This window comes from Cellulomonas sp. GbtcB1 (genome assembly GCF_019091725.1).
Classification (GTDB): domain Bacteria; phylum Actinomycetota; class Actinomycetes; order Actinomycetales; family Cellulomonadaceae; genus Cellulomonas.
On record NZ_JAGXJG010000037.1, the window covers coordinates 23,948 to 42,853 of the forward strand.

Genomic DNA, 18,906 nt, shown 5'->3' on the forward strand with positions numbered 1-18,906 from the left:
ATGACGTTCGCCAAGGCGATCAACGCGGGCCTGCGGGCCGCGCTCGAGCGCGACCCGAAGGTCATGCTCATGGGCGAGGACATCGGCGCCCTCGGCGGCGTGTTCCGGGTGACCGACGGGCTGGCGAAGGACTTCGGCAGCGACCGGGTCGTCGACACCCCGCTCGCGGAGTCCGGCATCGTCGGCACCGCGATCGGCCTCGCGCTGCGCGGCTACCGCCCGGTGTGCGAGATCCAGTTCGACGGGTTCATCTTCCCGGCGTTCGACCAGATCACCACCCAGCTGTCGAAGATGCACTACCGCTCGCGCGGCCGGCTGAACCTCCCGGTCGTCATCCGGGTGCCGTTCGGCGGCGGCATCGGCGCGGTCGAGCACCACAGCGAGTCGCCCGAGGTGCTGTTCGCGCACACCGCCGGCCTGCGCGTGGTCAGCCCGTCCGACCCCCAGGACGCCTACACGATGATCCAGCAGGCGGTCGCCTCGCCGGACCCGGTCATGTTCTTCGAGCCCAAGGGCCGGTACTGGGAGAAGGGCGACGTCGACACCGACGCCGACCCGCTCGCCGCCGCCTCCGTCCTGGACGGCGCGCGCGTGCTCCGCCCGGGCACCGACGTCACGCTCGTCGCGCACGGCCCGACCGTCGCCACGGCCCTGCGGGTCGCCGACGCGGCCGCCGCCGAGGGGCGCAGCGTGGAGGTCGTCGACCTGCGCACGATCTCGCCGCTCGACATCACCACGGTCGCCGAGTCGGTGCGGCGCACCGGCCGGTGCGTCGTCGTGCACGAGGCCCCCGTGCTGTACGGCACCGGCGCCGAGGTCGCGGCGCGGGTCACCGAGGAGTGCTTCTACCACCTCGAGGCGCCCGTGCTCCGGGTCGGCGGGTTCCACACCCCGTACCCCGTGGCCAAGCTGGAGCACGAGTACCTGCCCGGGCTCGACCGCGTCCTCGACGCCGTCGACCGCGTGCTCGCCTCCTGACCCCGCGGGCGCCCGCGCCCCCACGCCGACCACCGCCCGCACCACCCCGAGGAGCACCGCTCGTGCCGTCCTTCCAGCAGTTCCGCCTCCCCGACGCCGGCGAGGGCCTCACCGAGGCCGAGATCGCCGCCTGGCACGTCGCCGTCGGCGACACCGTGGCGATCAACCAGACGATCGTGGAGATCGAGACCGCGAAGTCGCTGGTCGACCTGCCGAGCCCGTTCGCGGGCGTGGTGACGCGGCTGCTGGTCGAGGAGGGGACGACGGTCGAGGTCGGCACCCCGATCATCGAGATCGACACCGACCCGACCGGGGACGCCCCCGCGGACCTCGCGCCCGGCGCCGGGCCCGAGGTGCCGGTGCACGGGCCGACGTCGGACGCCGACCCGGTGCAGGCCGGGGCCCCGGTGGCGCGGCACGCGTCGGCGTCGGCCGCCGAGGCCGAGGAGCCGGGCGGTGCGGTGCTGGTCGGCTACGGCACCGCGGCCGCGCCGACCGCGCGCCGGGCCCGGTTCACCTCCGCCGAGGGCGACGTGGACGCGGGCGCGGCCGGCCCGGACGCGACCGGCGCGGGAGCCGCCGCGGTCCGGCCCACGACCGCGGGGCCGGGTACCTCGCGCGGAGCCGCGCCCGTGACCGCCGCGCCCGCGGCCATGCCCACCGTCCGCCCGGGAGCCGTGCCGACGGGCGAGCCCGCCGCGGTCTCCGGCCGCCGCGCCCTGGCCAAGCCGCCGGTGCGCAAGCTCGCCCGCGACCTCGGCGTGGACCTCGACTCCGTCGTGCCGACCGGCCCGGGCGGGATCGTGACCCGCGAGGACGTGCTCGCCCACCAGGCCGCCGCCGAGGCGCGGGTCCTCGCCACCTACCCCGCCGACGACCAGCCCTGGCTCGCGTCCGGCACGGTGTCGCCCGACGGGCGGCAGACCCGGGTCCCGGTGAAGTCGGTCCGCAAGCGGACGGCGGAGGCGATGGTGACCTCCGCGTTCACCGCGCCGCACGTCACGGTGTTCCAGACCGTCGACGTCACCCGCACGATGAAGCTCGTCCAGCGGCTCCGGCAGGACAAGGAGTTCGCGGACGTCCGGGTCACCCCGCTGCTGATCGCCGCCAAGGCGCTGCTGCTCGCCGTGCGCCGGCACCCGGACGTCAACGCGTCCTGGGACGAGGCCGCGCAGGAGATCGTCTACAAGCACTACGTGAACCTGGGCATCGCCGCGGCGACCCCGCGCGGGCTCGTGGTGCCGAACATCAAGGACGCGCACCGGCTCGGGCTGCACGACCTGGCCGAGGGCCTCGCCGCGCTGACCTCGACGGCGCGCGCGGGCAAGGTGACGCCGCGCGACATGTCCGACGGCACGATCACGATCACCAACGTCGGCGTGTTCGGCATCGACACCGGCACCCCGATCCTCAACCCGGGCGAGGCCGCGATCCTCGCGTTCGGCGCGATCCGCGAGCAGCCCTGGGTGCACAAGGGGAAGATCAAGGTCCGGCACGTCACGCAGCTCGCGCTGAGCGTCGACCACCGCCTCGTGGACGGCGCGCTCGGCTCGATGGTGCTGGCGGACGTCGCGGCGGTCCTCGAGGACCCGGCGCAGGCGCTGGTCTGGGGCTGAGCGTCCGGCGCGACCTCCCGCGCTCGCGCGCGGCGGTCGGTCAGCCGTCCAGGCGCTCGGCCACCTCGGCCGGGAACCCGCCCGTCGCGACCGGGCCCCAGCGGGTCGGCGTGACCCGGATCAGGCTCTTGCCCTGCACCCGCATGGCGGCGCGGTACTCGTCCCAGTCGGGGTGCTCGCCGGCGATGCACCGGTAGTAGTCGACCAGCGCGTCCTCGGCCTCGGGCATGTGCAGCACCTCGGCGTCGCCGTCGACCTGCACCCAGGCGTCGTTCCAGTCGTCCGACAGCACGAGCACGGAGACGCGCGGGTCGCGCTCGGCGTTCACCGTCTTGGCGCGGCCGGGGTAGGTCGAGATGACGATCCGGCCCTGGTCGTCGACGCCGCCGCTCACCGGGGAGATCTGCGGACGGCCGTCGCGCCGCGAGGTGGCGAGCAGCAGGTGGTGCCGGGTGCGGACGAAGTCCAGCAGCTCGGGCAGGTCGACGGTCGTGTTCGTCGCGATGGAGCGGGCCATGCCCCGACCCTAGGCCGCGACCGGGCGGGCCGCCGGTCCGGCGTCGTCGGCCCGGCAACGTCGGTCCGGCGTCGTCGGCCGGCGTCGTCGGTCCCGCGTCGTCAGTCCGACGTCGGCACGTACGCGCCGTCGTGCTCGGCGCGGCTGCCGCCGGTGGCCTGGTCCTGCCACGCGTCGCCGGGCTGCTCGTCGTCCGTGCCGTGCTCCGGCCGGTCGCCGCCGAGCGCGACGAGGAGCGCCCCCAGCGCCGGACCCTCGTCGCCGCCGCGCGCCCGCCACGGCCCCAGCTCCCCGAACACGACGGCCCACGGCAGCAGCGGCCCGAGGTCGGCGGACTCGTCGAGGTCCGCGAAGCGCAGCCAGTCCTTCAGGCCGCGCAGGTCGTCGCGGAGGGCCGCGCCCTCGGCGGTCAGCGGCCGGACCACCTCGCGCCGTCGCCCGAGGAGCGCCGCGAACGCCAGCGAGATCACCACGAACCAGGCGCGGGGGTCCTGCACCGCCAGCGCGGCGGCGACGACGGCGAGCGCCACGAGCGCCAGCCGCAGCGGCACCCTCTCGGGGCGCCGCGCCGGGCGGTACCGCAGGCCGAGGTCGAGCACGAGCGCGTTGACCGCGGCCTGCACCTCCCGCACCCGGCCCGCGAGCTCGACGTCGTCGGCCCGCAGGTGCGCGCGGCTCCCGACGTGCGGCTCGGCGCCGACGAGAGCGGCGACGAACGCGCGCTCGACCGGGTCGAGCGCCCGCGGGTCGACGACCTCGACGCGCGCGGGGTCGGCGGGATCGAGCCGGAGAGCGCCCCGGCGCACGAGCTCGGCGACCTGCGCGGTGGCGCTGCGCCGGCGCCACCGGAGCACGTGCGCGCCGACGAGCACGCTCACCCCGGCGGGTGGGACGGGCTGCCGGGGCGGCCAGGTCGGGCGGCTCGGGTCGACGGGCGGCTGCTCCCGGACGATGCGGACGACCTCGAGCGCGAAGCCCACGGCGAGGACGACCAGGGCGGGGCCGAGGAGGTCGGGCGACGGTTCCATCGGTCGCAGCCGATCACGCCCGGGTGAACGCGGGGTGTCGGCGCGACGGCGTCCCTGCCGGCCCGGCCCGCCGCGGTCGCTACGCCGCCGCGCCCGCCTCGCGCAGCAGGTCGACGGTGAGCGGCGCGAGCGGCAGCCGCGCGGCCTCGGCCGGCGTCACCCACACCGCCTCGGCGATCTCCGCGGCCGGGACCGCGCCGGTCACGCCGTCCACGGCGAACACGTGCGCCTCGAGGTGGTGGCCGGGCTCGTTCGCGGCGGGCGCGTCCCGGCGGCCGAGGTCCCGGACCCGTGCCGGGTCCACGACGACGGCGAGCTCCTCGCCGATCTCCCGGACCACGGCGGCGCGCGGGTCCTCGCCGGGCTCGATCTTGCCGCCCGCCTGCATGTAGGCGGCGGTGTCCCGCTTGCGGACGAGGAGCCACCGGCCCGCGTCGTCGACGATGACCGCCGCGGCGATCCGGAGGACGGGGTGGGCGTCGGTCACGGCCCTCATCCTGCCCCCAGCGCGGGGATGGCCGCCGCCGACGTCCACGCGTCGCCGCGCAGGACCAGGCTGTCGAGCACCCGGACGCCGCAGTGCGCGGCGGCCTCGGCCAGCGCGGCGGCCGACCGGCCGTCGGCGGGGTGCGGGTCCGGGTCCTCCGGGTCGTGCCGGTGCGCGAGCGCGAGCGTCACCCCGCCGCGGCGCAGGGTCTCGGCCAGCACCTCGCGCACGGCGAACGGCTCGTCGTGCGCGACCGCCCCGGGCACGACGACCGCTCCCAGCAGCCGCGCCGCCCGGTCGCCGGCGACCGCCACCACCCGACCGTCGGCCGGCCCGGCGAGCAGCGGGGCCGCGAGCCGGGCGACGTCGGCCGGGGTGCGGACCGTCGCGCGCCGGTCGGTCGACGTCCCGAACCGACGGGCCAGCGCGAGGGCGGCGACCACGCGGGTGGCCTTGGCGGGGCCGACGCCGGGGGAGCGCAGCAGGGCGGGCGGGTCCGCGTGCGCCAGGCCGGCCAGGCCGCCGTGCGCGACCAGCAGGTCCCGTGCGGTGTCGAGGGCGCTGGCGCCGCGCCGCCCCGAGCCGAGCAGCAGCGCGACCAGCTCGACGTCGGACAGCGCGTCGGCGCCCAGGCGCAGCATCCGCTCCCGGGGCCGCTGGTCCGGGTCGAGGTCGGCGAGCATCGGGGTCCGCATCTCCTCGACCCTAGGGGCGTCGCGGCCACCGCCGCCGGAGTTGTCCACAGGCCCGGCCCGCGGCCCCGGGGCGCCGGGCGACCGGCCTACGGCTTCCGGTGCGCCCACCGCCGATCGCCGTGGGCGGCGCCGGGAACCGGAGGCGGGGTGCGGCGGGTGATCCGCGCCACCCGTGGCGCACCGGGCGGCCCGTGCGGGTGATGATGGAGCCGTGATCCCCTCCGAGCGCCCGACCCCCGCCCCCGCGCCCGCCCGCACCGTCCGCGACGCCGGCCGCGTCCGCGTGGCCGCCGCGCCGGCCCCGGCGCCCCGCGCGCTCGCCGCCGTCGCGGCCCTGCTGCTGGCGCTCGCGGCCGTGCTGCTGACCGCGGGCCGCGCCGACGCGCACAACGCGCTGCTGGGCACCGACCCGGCCGACGGGTCGACCGTGGACGCGCCGCCCGCGCGCATCACGCTGACGTTCGACCAGCCGGCGCAGTCGCTCGGCACCGAGATCGTCGTGCTCGGGCCGGACGGCGGCACCGTGAGCGAGGGGACCGCCGAGCTCGTGGACAACACGGTCTCCCAGGCGCTCGCCGCGGACCTGCCCGCCGGCGCCTACTCCGTCGAGTGGCGGGTCACCTCGGCCGACGGCCACCCGCTGTCCGGCACCCTGGCGTTCACCGCGACGTCCGGGTCCGTGACCGCCGTCCCGGCCGCGCCCGAGACGATCGAGCCCACCACCGAGCCGACGATGTCGACCCAGGCCGAGGAGCCGGCGTCCGAGGCCACGGTCTCGGCGACGCTCGCGCCGCAGCAGGAGCTCGCCGAGGACGAGGACGCCGGGGTGGCGGCCGGCGTGGTCGCCGCGATCGTCGTGGCCGTGCTGGCCGCGGGCGCCGTCGCGGTGTTCGTGGTGCGCGAGCGTCGCCGGTCGCACGGCACCGGGTCGGCGGGCGGCACCGACGGCACCGACGGCCCGACCGGCGCCACCGGCGGGGACGGCCGGGCGGAGGGCTGATGGCCCCCGGCGTCGCCGCACCCGTGGGCCCGCGCCCGGCGCGCGGCCCCCGCACCGCGGACGGCGGGCAGCGCCGCCAGGCCGACTGGCTGCGCATCGCCGCGCTCGCCGTCGCGGCCGTGGCCGCGGTCGTCGCGGGCATCGCGTTCACGGGCGCGGCGGCGCCGACCGCCCTGCGTGACCCCGGTGCCCTCGTGCGCTGGGGCCTGCCGATCGCGTCGACCGGCGCCGAGCTCGCCGCGTCCGCGACCCTCGGCGGCCTCGTGCTGCTGGCGACCGTCCTGGTCCGTCGCGACGAGGCGATCGTGCGCGCGGCCTCCGGGGTCACGGCCGTCGCGGCCGCGGTGTGGACGCTCACCGCCGTCGTCGAGCTCGTCCTCACCTACGCGAACGTCGCCGGCCTGTCGCCCGCCGACCCGGCGTTCGGCGGGGAGCTCGGCCAGTTCGTGACGCAGTTCGAGCTCGGCCGCGTCCTGCTCACCGTCGCGGTCGTGGCCGCCGTCGTCACGGCGCTCGCGCTGATGACCACGTCCCCGCTCGGCGCCGCGTGGACGGCGCTGCTCGTCGTGATCGCCCTGTGGCAGTCGGCGCAGACCGGGCACGCCGCCGGCGCCGCGAGCCACGACCTCGCCACGTCGTCGATGTTCCTGCACCTCGTGGGCGCCGCCCTGTGGATCGGGACGCTGCTCGCGCTGTCCCCGCTGGCGCACCGGCTCGGCGCCGACCTCGCCCCGGCCGTCGCGCGGTTCTCCGTCGTCGCCGCGTGGTGCTTCGTCGCCGTCGCGGTCTCCGGCGCTGTCAACTCCGTCATCCGCCTCGGCTCGTGGTCGGACTGGACGACCCGGTACGGCGTGCTGCTGCTGGTCAAGATCGCGCTGTTCGGCGTCCTCGGCCTGCTCGGCCTGGCGCACCGGCGCCGCGTGGTCGGCCGCCTCGCGGGCGACGCCCGCGCCCCCGCCACGTGGTTGTTCTGGCGCCTGGTGCTGGTCGAGCTCACCGTCATGGGCGCCGTGTCGGGCGTCGCCGTCGCGCTGGGCTCGTCGCCGCCGCCCGTGCCGGACGACCCGATCACCGACCCGACCCCGGCCGAGATCGTCACCGGCCACCTGCTGCCGCCCGAGCCGACCACGCTGTCCTGGATCACGCAGTGGCGGTGGGACGTGCTGCTCGCGTCCGCGGCCGTCGCCGGGATCGTCGTCTACCTGCGCTGGGTGCTCCGGCTGCGCCGCCGCGGCGACTCCTGGCCGTGGGCGCGCACCGCGTCCTGGGTCGCCGGGATGGTGCTGTTCTTCTGGACCACCTCCGGCGGGCCGGCGATGTACGGGCACGTGCTGTTCAGCGCGCACATGGTCGAGCACATGATCCTGGCGATGGTGATCCCGGTGCTGCTCGCGCTGTCCGCGCCGGTGACCCTCGCGCTGCGCGCGCTGCCGTCCCGGGGCGGCCGGGCCGGTGCCGGGCGAGGAGCCCCGGACGCGTCCCGCGGGCCGCGGGAGTGGCTGCTGGGACTGGTGCACAGCCGCTGGGGCCGGTTCCTCGCGAACCCGGTCGTCGCCGCGGTGAACTTCGCCGGGTCGATGGTCGTCTTCTACTACACCGACGTGTTCCGCTGGGCGCTGACCTCCGAGGTCGGGCACTACGCGATGGTGGTGCACTTCTCGCTCGCCGGGTACCTGTTCGTCAACGCCCTGGTCGGCATCGACCCGGGCCCGAACCGGCCGCCGTACCCGCAGCGCCTGCTGCTGCTGTTCGCGACGATGGCGTTCCACGCGTTCTTCGGCGTCGCGCTCACCACCGGCGACGTGCTGCTGGTCCCCGACTGGTTCGGCCTGCTCGGGCGCGAGTGGGGGCCGTCCGCGATCGTCGACCAGCAGCGGGGCGGCGGCGTCGCCTGGGGCATCGGCGAGCTGCCGACGCTCGCGCTCGCGGTGGCGGTGGCCTTCGCCTGGGCGCGGGACGACGAGCGCACCGCGAAGCGCCGGGACCGCAAGGTCGCGCGCGACGGGGACACGGAGATGGACGAGTACAACGCGATGCTGGCCCGGCTCGCGGAGCGGGACGCGGGCGGGGCGCCGGGTTCCCGCGAGGTGCCCCGGGAGCCGTGATAGGACGGCGGGGTGACCGACGCCGCTGAGACCACGCCCGCCACCCCCTTCCACGACCTCGACGCCTACGTCGCCCTGCCCCGGATGTCCGGGCTGGCGCTGTCCCCGGACGGCACCCGGCTCGTCACCGCGGTGTCGACGCTCGACGCCAAGCGCACCCGCTACGTCACCGCGCTGTGGGAGGTGGACCCCCGGGGCGTCCGCCCCGCCCGGCGCCTGACGCGGTCGGCGAAGGGCGAGTCCGCCGCCCGGTTCGCCTCGACGGGCGACCTGCTGTTCACCTCCGCCCGCCCGGACGCCGACGCCGAGGCGCCCGACGACGAGCCGCCCGCCGCGCTGTGGCTGCTGCCCGCCGACGGCGCCGAGGCGCGCGTGATCGCGTCGCGGAGGGCCGGCATCGGCGGCGTCGTGGTCGCCGAGGACGCGCCCGTCGTGGTCGTCCCGTCGGACGTGCTGCCGAGCGCCGCCGACGACGCCGAGGACGAGCGGCTGATCGGCGCCCGCAAGGACGCCAAGGTCGCCGCGATCCTGCACTCCTCCTACCCGGTGCGGTACTGGGACCACGACCTGGGGCCCGCGAGGCCGCGGCTGTTCGCGGGCGACCTCACCACCGTCGCCGCGTCGCCCGAGGCCGGGGCCGCCGCGCCGAGGCTCGCGCTGCGCGACCTCGCCCCCGACGCCGGCGCGGCGCTGGAGCACCAGGACGCGGTGCTGTCGCCCGACGGCCGCACGCTGGTGACCTCCTGGGCGCAGCCGGGCGCGCGGGGCACGCTCCGCCAGCACCTCGTGGCCGTCGACGTCGCCACCGGCACCCGGCGCGTGCTCGTCGACGACCCGACGGCCGACCTGGCCGGCCCGGTGGTCTCGCCGGACTCCCGGCGCGTCGCCTACGTGCGCGAGACGATCACGACGCCGACCGCCGCGCCGCAGGTGCAGCTCTGGGTCGCCGACCTGGACGCCGCCGACGCCGCCCCCCGCCGGGTCGCCGCGGGCTGGGACCGCTGGCCGCACGAGATCGCCTGGACCCGCGACGGCGCGGGCCTGCTGGTCGGCGCCGACCACCTGGGCCGCGGCCCGGTGTTCCACGTCGCGCTCGACTCCGGCGCCGTCACGCAGGTCACCGCCGACGACGCCGTCTTCAGCGACCTCCGGGTCAGCCCGGACGGCACGACGCTGTACGCGCTGCGCGTGTCCTACGCGGCCCCGTCGCACCCGGTCCGGATCGACCTCGCGGCCGCCCTCGCCGGCGGGGAGCCGGTCGAGGCGGTCGCCCTGCCGGCACCCGCGCCGCTACCCGCGCTGCCCGGCACGCTCTCCGAGGTGACGACGACCGCCGAGGACGGCGCCGAGGTGCGCGCCTGGCTCGTTCTCCCCGAAGGTGCCTCCGCCGCGTCGCCCGCGCCGCTGCTGCTGTGGATCCACGGCGGCCCGCTGAACTCGTGGAACGCGTGGTCCTGGCGGTGGAACCCCTGGATCATGGCCGCCCGCGGCTACGCCGTCCTGCTCCCCGACCCGGCGCTGTCGACCGGCTACGGCCAGGACTTCGTGCAGCGCGGCTGGGGCGCCTGGGGCGCGGCGCCGTACACCGACCTCATGGCGATCACCGACGCGACGGTCGCGCGCGCGGACGTCGACGAGACCCGCACCGCCGCGATGGGCGGCTCGTTCGGCGGCTACATGGCCAACTGGGTCGCGGGGCACACCGACCGGTTCCGGGCGATCGTCACCCACGCCAGCCTGTGGGCGCTCGACCAGTTCGGCCCGACGACGGACCACTCCTTCTACTGGGAGCGGGAGATGACGCCGGAGATGGCACTGGCGAACTCCCCGCACCTGTCGGTCGAGAAGATCGTCACCCCGATGCTGGTCGTGCACGGCGACAAGGACTACCGGGTGCCGATCGGGGAGGGCCTGCGGCTCTGGTACGAGTTGCTGTCGAGGTCGGCGCTCGCCGCGGACGAGAACGGCGAGACCCCGCACCGGTTCCTGTACTTCCCGGACGAGAACCACTGGGTGCTCAGCCCGCAGCACGCGAAGGTCTGGTACCAGGTGGTCGACGCGTTCCTCGCGGAGCACGTGCTCGGGCTCAGCGGCGAGGAGCTCCCGCCGCTGCCCGAGGTCCTGGGCTGACGGCGGCGCCCGGGCCGCGCCGGCCGCGCGGCCCGGGCGTCCTTTCACCCGGGCGGACTCCCGCTCGGCGCGCGGAACTGCGGGTCCGCCGCCAGACTCGGTCCCGGAGCACCGGGCACCCCCGCCCGGGCCGGGAAGGAGTCCGACCATGGGCATCGGCGGCGGCATCGCCCTGATCGTCATCGGCGCGATCCTCGCGTTCGGCGTCAGCGACAACCTCGCGAACGTGGACCTCACGGTCATCGGCTACATCTGCATGGGCGCGGGCGTGCTCGCGCTGATCCTCGCGCTGGTGCTCAACAGCCAGCGGGCGCACACCTCGCACCGCGAGGAGGTCGTCGAGCGCTACGAGGGCCGCACCCCGCCCCCGGCGGCCTGACCCACCCGACCACGACGCGGCCCCCGGGACGATCCGGGGGCCGCGTCGTGTTCACTACTCCTGTGACCACCAGCAGCACCCGTCTCCCGAAGGTCCGCGCGTCCGAGCTCGTCGGCCGCGGCTGGCTCAACACCGGCGGCCAGGACGTCGCGCTCGCGGACCTCCGCGGCAAGATCGTCCTCCTCGACTTCTGGACGTTCTGCTGCATCAACTGCCTGCACGTGCTCGACGAGCTCCGCGAGCTCGAGGAGCAGTACCGCGACGTGCTGGTGATCGTCGGGGTGCACTCGCCGAAGTTCGTGCACGAGGCCGACCCGGTCGCGCTCGCCGCCGCCGTCGAGCGGTACGAGGTGCACCACCCCGTGCTGGACGACCCCGAGCTGGTCACCTGGTCCGCGTACACCGCCCGCGCCTGGCCGACGTTGGTCGTCATCGACCCCGAGGGCTACATCGTCGCCCAGATGGCGGGCGAGGGGCACCAGAGCAACGTCGAGCGCCTGGTCCGCGACCTGGTCGCCGAGCACGACGCCAAGGGCACGCTGCACCGCGGCGGCGGCCCGTACGTCCCGCCGGAGCCCACCGCGGGCACGCTGCGGTTCCCCGCGAAGGCCGTGGCGCTGCCGGGCGGCACGCTGCTGGTCGCCGACGCCGGGCACCACTCGCTCGCCGAGCTGGCTGCGGACGGCGAGACCCTGGTGCGCCGGATCGGGTCGGGGGAGCGCGGCCTCGTCGACGGCGGCCCGGACGAGGCGCGGTTCAGCGAGCCCAACGGCCTGACGCTGCTGCCCGAGGACGTCGCCGCCGAGGCGGGCTACGACGTGCTGGTGGCCGACACCGTGAACCACGCACTCCGGGGCGTGCGGCTGTCCGACGGCGCCGTCACCACCGTCGCCGGGACCGGGGTGCAGTACCTGGTCGGCGAGCCGACCGTGCCGTCCCCGCTGCCCGGCCGCACCGACCTGTGGCGGGCCGGCGGGGCGCGCGCCGCGACGTCGGTGCCGCTGTCCTCGCCGTGGGACGTCGTCTGGTCGCCGCAGACCGGCACCGCGCTGGTCGCGATGGCCGGCAACCACCAGCTCTGGGCGTTCGACCCGCGGGACGGCGTGGTCGAGCCCGTCGCCGGCACCATGAACGAGGGCCTGACCGACGGCGACCCGCGCGAGGCGTGGTTCGCGCAGACGTCCGGCACGGCGCTCGCCGCCGACGGCCGGGTGTGGCTGGCGGACTCCGAGGTGTCGGCGCTGCGCTGGATCGACCCGGGCACGCCGGCGGCGGCCCCGGCCTCGGCCGCGGCGGAACCGGCGGCCGGCGGGTTCGCGGGCCTGGTCGGGGCCGGCGCCGCGCTCGCCGCCGCGCGCACCGCGCCCACCGGCCCGGCGGACGCCTGGTCGGGTGCGGTCGTGGGCACCGCCGTCGGTGCGGGCCTGTTCGACTTCGGCCACCGGGACGGCGCGGCCGACCAGGCGCTGCTGCAGCACCCGCTCGGCGTGGCGGTGCTGCCCGACGGCTCGGTCGTCGTCGCGGACACCTACAACGGCGCGGTCCGCCGCTGGGCGCCCGCGGCCGACGGCGACGGCCCCGGCGAGGTCAGCACGCTGGCGACCGGGCTGGCCGAGCCGAGCGGCATCGTCGTGCAGACGGACGCGGAGGCGGGCGGCGTGACGCTGCTCGTCGTCGAGTCGGCGGCGCACCGCCTGACCCGGATCGCGCTCCCGGCGACGCTGGCGGGCGAGGTGCTCGACGCCGGCGCGCACCGGACCCAGCGCCCGGTCACCGACATCGCCCCGGGCGAGCTGGCGCTGGACGTCGTGTTCACCCCGGCCGCCGGGCAGAAGTACGACGACCGGTTCGGACCCTCGACGATGCTCCGGGTGTCGGCGACCCCGGCGGAGCTGCTGCTCGACGGCGCCGGCGACGACGTGCCGCTGACCCGCACCCTGCGGATCAACCCCGAGGTCGCCGAGGGCGTCCTGCACATCACCGCCCGCGCGGCGAGCTGCGACGCGGACCCGGCGATCGAGTTCCCGGCGTGCCACCTCAACTCGCAGGACTGGGGCGTCCCGGTCCGCGTGACCGCGGGCGCGCCGGCGGACCTCTCCCTCCCGCTGCACGGCTGACGCGCCGCCCGCGGGCCCGCGCCCGCCGCGCCCGCCGCGCTCGCCGAGCGAGCAACCGACACGTCGAGCGAGTACCCGCTGGGTGCTCGCTCGACGTGTCGAGTACCCCCTCGGCAGCGTCAGGAGGCGCCCAGGACCGCCAGCGAGAGCAGGGTCTGGAGCGTGGTCGTGACCGTGCGGTCGTCCGGGAGGGTCGACTCGACCGTGACCGACCACGGGGCGCGGCGGAGCTCCACCTGGCGCACGCCCGACACGTGCAGCGACGTCGTCCCACCCCGCGCGACCACCACCGGGTCCCCGCCGTCGTGCCGCTGCACGGACCAGCCCGACCCGCCCATCGCCTCGGTCGCCGCGGACGCCAGGGCGCACAGCCGGGACAGCGGGGCGGGACCGGTGGCGGACAGCGCCGTCACCGAGGCGGCCACGGTGCGGCCGAGCACCGCCCCCGGGTCGTCGGCGCGGTACTGCCGGGCCCGGGCCGCGGCGTGGCTGCGCTTGGCGTGGTACTGCGCGGCGTCGGCCCGGCGGAACAGCGACCGCGGCGTGGGCGCCGCCCCGAGCGAGCCGCGCGCCGAGGACGCGATGCCGTAGGACAGGGAGGCGCCGAACGGCAGGGCGCTGTCGCCCACCGTCGCGTCCATCACCTGCACGACCGTGGTCCGCGGGATGCCCGAGGTCACGACGCAGAACTCGTCGCCGCCGATCCGCGCGACCGTCGAGCCGGGTAGGCCCCCGCCCGCGCGGCGCAGCACCCCCGCCACGCTCCGGAGCAGCTCGTCGCCGGCGTCGTGGCCGAGCTCGTCGTTCACGCGCTTCAGGCCGTCGACGTCGCACATGACGATGCACGTCTCGTCGCCGGAGTCGATGGCCGCCTGCGCCGCCTCGTCCGCCACCCGGCGCGTGCTCAGGCCGGTCAGCGCGTCGTCGGACACCAGGTGCCGCACCTGCTCCGCGAGGTCGAGCCGCGCGACCTGCGCCCCGAGCAGCGCGCCCAGGACCTCGCCGCGGGCGGCGTCGTCCGGGGTGAACACGGGGGCGCGCTCGTCGCGCACCGCGCACAGCACGCCCCAGAGGTCGCCGTTGACGACGACGGGCGCGACGAGCGCGGGCCTCGGCCGGGCGGGGTCGTCGCCGGGCGCGGACAGCCACGTCTCGCGCCGCCGCACGAGGGCGCGCACGGCGTCCCCGTCGCGGAGCGCCTCCTCGGCGGCGGGCAGCTCGTCGGTGGGCTCGGCGGCGAGGACGTGCCAGTCGTCCTGCTCGAGCCGGGCGACGGCGGCCACCTCGACGTCGAGCAGGTCGCGGGCGGCGACCACGGCGGCCTCGTGCACCTCGCCGAGCGAGGCGGCGGCCCCGAGGCGGTGCGCGAGCAGGGCGAAGTGCCGGGCGTCGTCCCCGTCACCGCGGGGCGCGCTCGTCCGGGCCGGCGGCGGGGCGTCGGTCACCGGGACATCATCGCGTGTCGGGCTCCCGCCCACACGCGGGCGCACCGCGGGTCCTCCGTGCGGGTGAACGCGCGCCTCAGGCGGGCACGGCCTCCGGCTCGAGCGCGCCGGTCGCGGCCCGCTCGCCGGCACCGACGGCGCGGAGCACGAACAGGACGGTCGACTCGATGGCCCGCTCGCGGGCCGGCTGGTCGTCGGGCAGGCCGCGGCTGCTCAGGCAGGCGTTGACCAGGGACACCGTCGTGCCCAGGTCCTGCTCGGGGAACGCGCCGGACTCGATGCCGGCGGACAGCACGCGGCGCAGCATGGCCTCGACCAGCACGACGTGCTCGCGGACGCGCTGCTGCGTGCTGCGCGACAGCACCGACCGCAGATCCGGTCCCGGGGCGAGGTGGTAGTCGCGCTTCAGCTCGCACTGCGCCCGGACGTAGGCGCGCAGCTGCTCGGTCGGGTCGTCGATGCCGGCGAGCTCGGCCTCCAGCGCGGCCACGTACTGCTCGGTCTCGTGCATGATGAAGCCGACGAGCATCGACTCCTTGTCGGCGAAGTGGTTGTACACCGCCGTGCGGCCGACGCCGGCCGCCTGGGCGATGTCGGCGAGGGTGATCGAGTCGAACCCGCGCTCGGCCATCAGCCGGGACAGCGCGCCGAACAGGCGCAGCCGCGTCTGCTCCCGGTGCTCGTGCAGCGAGCCGCCGATGATCTTGGGCATGCTGACATGATCGCACGACCTGTCAGCATCCGGGTCGCGCGCGTGTGTCGGTCCCGTGCAGGTGTGGCGGGGGCGACCGCGGGTCAGGCGGGGCGGTGCGCCTCGGCCAGCGCGGCGAACAGGGCGCGGTTGTGCCGGAAGGCGGCGCGGGCCTCGTCGACCACCGCGGCCCGCTCGGCCTCCGTCAGGTCGAGCGCGTCGACCCGCGCGCGGTACAGGTCCTTGAAGGGCTTGGGCTTCGGGATCGCGGGGAACGCGTAGAAGCCGACGCCCTCGTCCGCGACCGCGTAGTGCCGCTGCACCATCCGGCCGATGACCTGGCCGCCCGAGAGGTCGCCGAGGTACCGGGTGTACGCGTGCGCGACGTAGGGGCCGACGTCCGCGCCGCCCGCGCGGATGGCGGCGGCGTAGGCCGCCGTGGCGGGCAGCGGCACGGCGCGCTCGCGCCACCCCGGCCCGGCGAGGTGCGCGAGGTCCGCCTCGATCGCGGGGACGCGGCTCAGCTCGTCGAACACGACCCCGGCGCCCGCGGGCGTGCGGCGCACCAGCTCGCCGACCTCCTCCAGGGCCACGTAGACGGCGTGCAGCTGGAGCGCGAGGTCGACGTACGCCGCCGTCGTGAGCCGGCCGCCCAGCAGGTCCTCGACGAACGACGAGCCCTCGGCGGCCTCGTGCTCGGGACGGGTCCCCTCACGCAGCAGCAGCGACAGCGGCGCGGCGGCGGACGGGTCGGCCGGGTGATCGGCGCGCGGCGCGGCGGCGGGCAGGTCGTGCGTGGTGGTCATGTCTGCTCCCGGGAGGCGCGCGGCGGCCGTCGAGATGACGACGCGTCAGAACGTACCGCACCGGGTAAGGATTGCCTACCCTGGCCTGCTTCGGCGCCGGCGCCGGCGCCGGCCTCGGGCCTCGGCCGCGGGGGCAGGACGTCCCCGGAGGCGGGCCGGGCGGGCTACCGTGCGTGACGTGACCGCCGCGACGCCCCCGGACCCCGACGCCGACCCCGACGACTACCGCCCCGCCGACGCGGACGCCAAGGACTGGACCTGGGTGATCGCCGAGCGCTGCCCCGAGTGCGGGTTCGCCGGCACCGACGTGGCCGGCCCGGACATCGCCGGCACGGTGCACGACCTGGTGCCGCGGTGGCGTGCCGCGCTCAACCGCCTGGACGTCCGGGACCGCCCGGCGCCCGGCGTGTGGTCGACGCTCGAGTACGGCGCGCACGTGCGGGACGTGCACCGGGTGTTCGCCGAGCGGCTGCGGCTGATGCTGGCCGAGGACGACCCGCTGTTCGCCAACTGGGACCAGGACGCCACCGCCGCCGGGGAGCGCTACGACCGGCAGGACCCGGGCCGCGTCGCGGACGAGCTCGCCGACGCCGCGGCCGCGCTCGCGGCGGAGTTCGCCGCGGTGCGCCCCGACCAGTGGGACCGCGCGGGCCGCCGGTCGAACGGGTCCTCGTTCACGGTCACGACGCTCGGGCAGTACTTCCTGCACGACGTGGTGCACCACCTGCACGACGTCCGGGCCTGACCGCCCGGCCGCGGAGACGCGGCGAGGCCCCTCGGACGCTTACTCCGAGGGGCCTCGATCCGGGGACGACGGTACGGGCCGGCGGGCTCGGCGGGACGCAGGCGCGCCGGACCCGCCCCTGACGGTCGCGAGACCGCACCGTCGTCCACAGATTCTGTGCACAACCCTGTGAACACCGCATGATCCTGCAGGTGACGCTGTGGACAACATGTGCACCCCGCGGTGGACGAGAATTCGCCGGCGCAGACCCTTGCGGCCGTCGTCGCGGGGGGTCTAGAACTCTTCCAACGACCTCGACGGACGCACCGACCACCGCAGGGAGACCCGCCTCGACGGGTGCCCGGCGGGGCGGAGCCGGCGGGGCCGGGACCGGAGGGAGAACGACGGACCACCTCGGCGGGGCGACCCGGCGAGCTGCGGATGACGACGCAGAGGCCCGCTAGGACCCCGAGGGTCGGATCGTCGCCGTCCCGCCCGCGGCTGGTGCCCCCGAGGTCGCCGCCGGGTGCCGGGGCGGAGCCGCACCGTCAGAGCGGCCGCCGGTCCCCGATCCGTCGGGGGCACAGGGACGACGATCGGGGAGGGCCCCTCGGACGCTTACTCCGAGGGGCCCTTCTCCGTGCCCGGGCTCGGTTACCCACAGGGTGGTCGGGGTTGTCCACACGTCGTCGTCCCCCGAACGGCCGCTCCGACCACCCGAGAGGGCGATATGTCGGGCTCTGTCCACAGGAGTTGTCCCCACCTTGTGCACGAGTCCGTGGATCGAGCGCGGGACGGGCACCGCGACCTGTGGACGCGGTGTGCACGTGCGGTGCACGGCTGGGGATCGGCGCTCGTCAGCGCGGGTCCTTCCTGGGGACGACCGGCGTCAGGGCAGCAGGCGCAGCTTCCCGACGAGCCGGTCGACGCGATTCCGCGGCCCGACGATGCTCAGGGCCAGGTAGTCGTGGTCGTCGACCGGCCGCTCCGCCATCGCCGCCAGGTACTCCGTGTACACGCGGATCTGCTGGGCGATGGCGGGCATGTCCGCCACGTGCACGCCGGGTGCCGCCGCGGCCTTCGCGCGCAGCTCCGCGAGGGCTGCGCTGGGCGCGCCCAGCACGGTGCAGCCGGTCCAGGGCAGGCCGGTGTGCACGTCGCCGCCGGCGTCGGACGCGGGGGGCCCATGAGACCCGGGACGCCGGTCGCGGTGGCGGCGGTGACGCAGGCGACGGCGTTGGCGGCGCGGCCCGGCTCGAGCGCCTCGTCGACGACCAGGACCCACTTGAGCCGGGCGGAGCGCGTCGGCTCGTCCAGGCGGATCTCGTCGGGCGCGAAGCCGACCGCCGGCGCCGCGGCGGGGCCGGGGCCGACGGCGGAGCCGGGGGCCGGCCCGGTGGTGGTGGGAGCGGCGCCGGGGCGGGTGGCGGCGGGCGCGGGGGACGTGGTCACGACGACCTCCTGGGTGACGGCGCCACGGACGGTCCGCGGCGGTCGTCGTCCGACGACGAGGGCCGACGCTAGGCACCGGTACGACCTCTGTCCACGACCGCCGTACGACGTACGGATAGGGTGAGCGAATGGCCGATCTCGACGCACTCGACACGGCGATCCTGCGCGAGCTGCAGGCAGACGCACGGCGGACCAACCGCGACGTCGCGGCCGCCGTCGGCGTCGCACCCACCACCGCGCTCGACCGGACGCGGGCGCTGCGCGAGCGCGGGGTGATCCGCGGCGCGACTCTCGACGTCGACCTCGCCGCGATCGGGCGGCCGGTCCAGGCGCTCGTCGCCGTGCGGATCCGGCCGCCGACCCGCCGGAACATCGAGGGCTTCCGCGCCTGGGTGGTGGCGCTGCCCGAGACGCTCGGGGTGTTCGTCACGACCGGCACCGAGGACTTCCTCGTCCACGTGGCGGTGCCGGACAACGAGGCGCTCTACGGGTTCGTGATCGACCGGCTCACCGAGCGCCCGGAGGTCGTCGACGTGCGCACCTCGGTCGTGTTCGAGCACCTGCGCAAGCGCCGGGTCGACCCGGCCCCGGGCGCGGCGCGGTCAGCGCGCGGGGGAGGCGAGGGCGCCCGCGGGCGGTGAGTCGTCGGTGCCGGCGGCACCTGCGCTGCCGGCGCCGCCCGCGCTGCCGGCACCGCCCGCGCCGCCGACTGGTCGCTCTGGACGTGGACGGGCGA

16 protein-coding genes and 1 pseudogene are annotated in these 18,906 nt (G+C 76.8%); 9 read left to right on the top strand and 8 right to left on the bottom strand.

Annotated elements, in window-relative coordinates; translation table 11 throughout:
- Entirely contained in the window at positions 1-978 is a 978-nt protein-coding gene (locus tag KVT14_RS13550) for an alpha-ketoacid dehydrogenase subunit beta (RefSeq protein ID WP_217616164.1), read from the top strand.
- Between the two features lie 62 nt (positions 979-1,040).
- A complete protein-coding gene (locus tag KVT14_RS13555; RefSeq protein WP_217616149.1) occupies positions 1,041-2,594 on the top strand; it encodes a dihydrolipoamide acetyltransferase family protein in 1,554 nt (517 codons plus the stop codon).
- A 40-nt stretch (positions 2,595-2,634) separates the two neighbouring features.
- On the opposite strand, the gene KVT14_RS13560 is transcribed toward KVT14_RS13555, so the two are convergent.
- From KVT14_RS13560 to KVT14_RS13575, 4 genes are all read right to left on the bottom strand, one after another.
- On the bottom strand, positions 2,635-3,111 hold the full coding sequence (locus tag KVT14_RS13560) for a PPOX class F420-dependent oxidoreductase (RefSeq protein ID WP_217616150.1): 477 nt from the start codon (positions 3,109-3,111) through the stop codon (positions 2,635-2,637).
- A 101-nt stretch (positions 3,112-3,212) separates the two neighbouring features.
- On the bottom strand, positions 3,213-4,139 hold the full coding sequence (locus KVT14_RS13565) for a DUF2207 domain-containing protein (protein WP_217616151.1): 927 nt from the start codon (positions 4,137-4,139) through the stop codon (positions 3,213-3,215).
- Between the two features lie 79 nt (positions 4,140-4,218).
- On the bottom strand, positions 4,219-4,626 hold the full coding sequence (locus tag KVT14_RS13570) for an NUDIX domain-containing protein (RefSeq protein ID WP_218707394.1): 408 nt from the start codon (positions 4,624-4,626) through the stop codon (positions 4,219-4,221).
- Positions 4,627-4,631: 5 nt separating this feature from the next.
- Entirely contained in the window at positions 4,632-5,321 is a 690-nt protein-coding gene (locus KVT14_RS13575; protein WP_217616153.1) for a UPF0758 domain-containing protein, read from the bottom strand.
- 211 nt (positions 5,322-5,532) lie between these two features.
- Here KVT14_RS13575 and KVT14_RS13580 point away from each other — a divergent pair, with 211 nt between their 5' ends.
- The 5 genes from KVT14_RS13580 to KVT14_RS13600 all read left to right on the top strand — a co-directional run bounded on the left by KVT14_RS13580 (position 5,533) and on the right by KVT14_RS13600 (position 13,052).
- On the top strand, positions 5,533-6,321 hold the full coding sequence (locus KVT14_RS13580; RefSeq protein WP_217616154.1) for a copper resistance CopC family protein: 789 nt from the start codon (positions 5,533-5,535) through the stop codon (positions 6,319-6,321).
- The gene (locus KVT14_RS13585; protein WP_217616155.1) at positions 6,321-8,426 is read left to right on the top strand and encodes a cytochrome c oxidase assembly protein; all 2,106 of its coding nucleotides are present in this window, start codon (positions 6,321-6,323) and stop codon (positions 8,424-8,426) included. Before KVT14_RS13580 ends, KVT14_RS13585 begins: the two co-directional genes overlap by 1 nt.
- Positions 8,427-8,510: 84 nt before the next feature.
- Positions 8,511-10,556 (top strand): alpha/beta fold hydrolase, encoded by a 2,046-nt coding sequence (locus tag KVT14_RS13590; RefSeq protein WP_217616165.1) that lies wholly within the window; start codon positions 8,511-8,513, stop codon positions 10,554-10,556.
- Between the two features lie 148 nt (positions 10,557-10,704).
- Complete coding sequence (locus KVT14_RS13595; RefSeq protein ID WP_217616156.1) at positions 10,705-10,935, top strand: DUF6458 family protein; 231 nt, start codon at positions 10,705-10,707, stop codon at positions 10,933-10,935.
- A 62-nt stretch (positions 10,936-10,997) separates the two neighbouring features.
- A complete protein-coding gene (locus KVT14_RS13600; RefSeq protein WP_217616157.1) occupies positions 10,998-13,052 on the top strand; it encodes an NHL domain-containing thioredoxin family protein in 2,055 nt (684 codons plus the stop codon).
- Positions 13,053-13,171: 119 nt separating this feature from the next.
- Here KVT14_RS13600 and KVT14_RS13605 read toward each other — a convergent pair whose 3' ends face one another.
- From KVT14_RS13605 to KVT14_RS13615, 3 genes are all read right to left on the bottom strand, one after another.
- Entirely contained in the window at positions 13,172-14,497 is a 1,326-nt protein-coding gene (locus tag KVT14_RS13605; RefSeq protein WP_308161066.1) for a sensor domain-containing diguanylate cyclase, read from the bottom strand.
- Positions 14,498-14,573: 76 nt separating this feature from the next.
- Positions 14,574-15,209 (bottom strand): TetR/AcrR family transcriptional regulator, encoded by a 636-nt coding sequence (locus tag KVT14_RS13610; RefSeq protein ID WP_217616159.1) that lies wholly within the window; start codon positions 15,207-15,209, stop codon positions 14,574-14,576.
- Positions 15,210-15,292: 83 nt separating this feature from the next.
- Complete coding sequence (locus KVT14_RS13615) at positions 15,293-15,994, bottom strand: heme oxygenase (biliverdin-producing) (protein ID WP_217616160.1); 702 nt, start codon at positions 15,992-15,994, stop codon at positions 15,293-15,295.
- 262 nt (positions 15,995-16,256) lie between these two features.
- On the opposite strand from KVT14_RS13615, the gene KVT14_RS13620 reads away from it, so the two are divergent.
- Entirely contained in the window at positions 16,257-16,739 is a 483-nt protein-coding gene (locus KVT14_RS13620) for a DinB family protein (RefSeq protein ID WP_308161069.1), read from the top strand.
- Between the two features lie 868 nt (positions 16,740-17,607).
- Here KVT14_RS13620 and KVT14_RS23605 read toward each other — a convergent pair.
- Positions 17,608-18,398 (bottom strand): annotated as a pseudogene (locus tag KVT14_RS23605) (DUF2000 domain-containing protein).
- Between KVT14_RS23605 and KVT14_RS13630 the strand changes: the two are divergent.
- The gene (locus KVT14_RS13630) at positions 18,299-18,811 is read left to right on the top strand and encodes an Lrp/AsnC family transcriptional regulator (protein ID WP_217616162.1); all 513 of its coding nucleotides are present in this window, start codon (positions 18,299-18,301) and stop codon (positions 18,809-18,811) included. The pseudogene KVT14_RS23605 and the gene KVT14_RS13630 sit on opposite strands and share 100 nt — an antisense overlap.
- Positions 18,812-18,906: the final 95 nt, after the last annotated feature.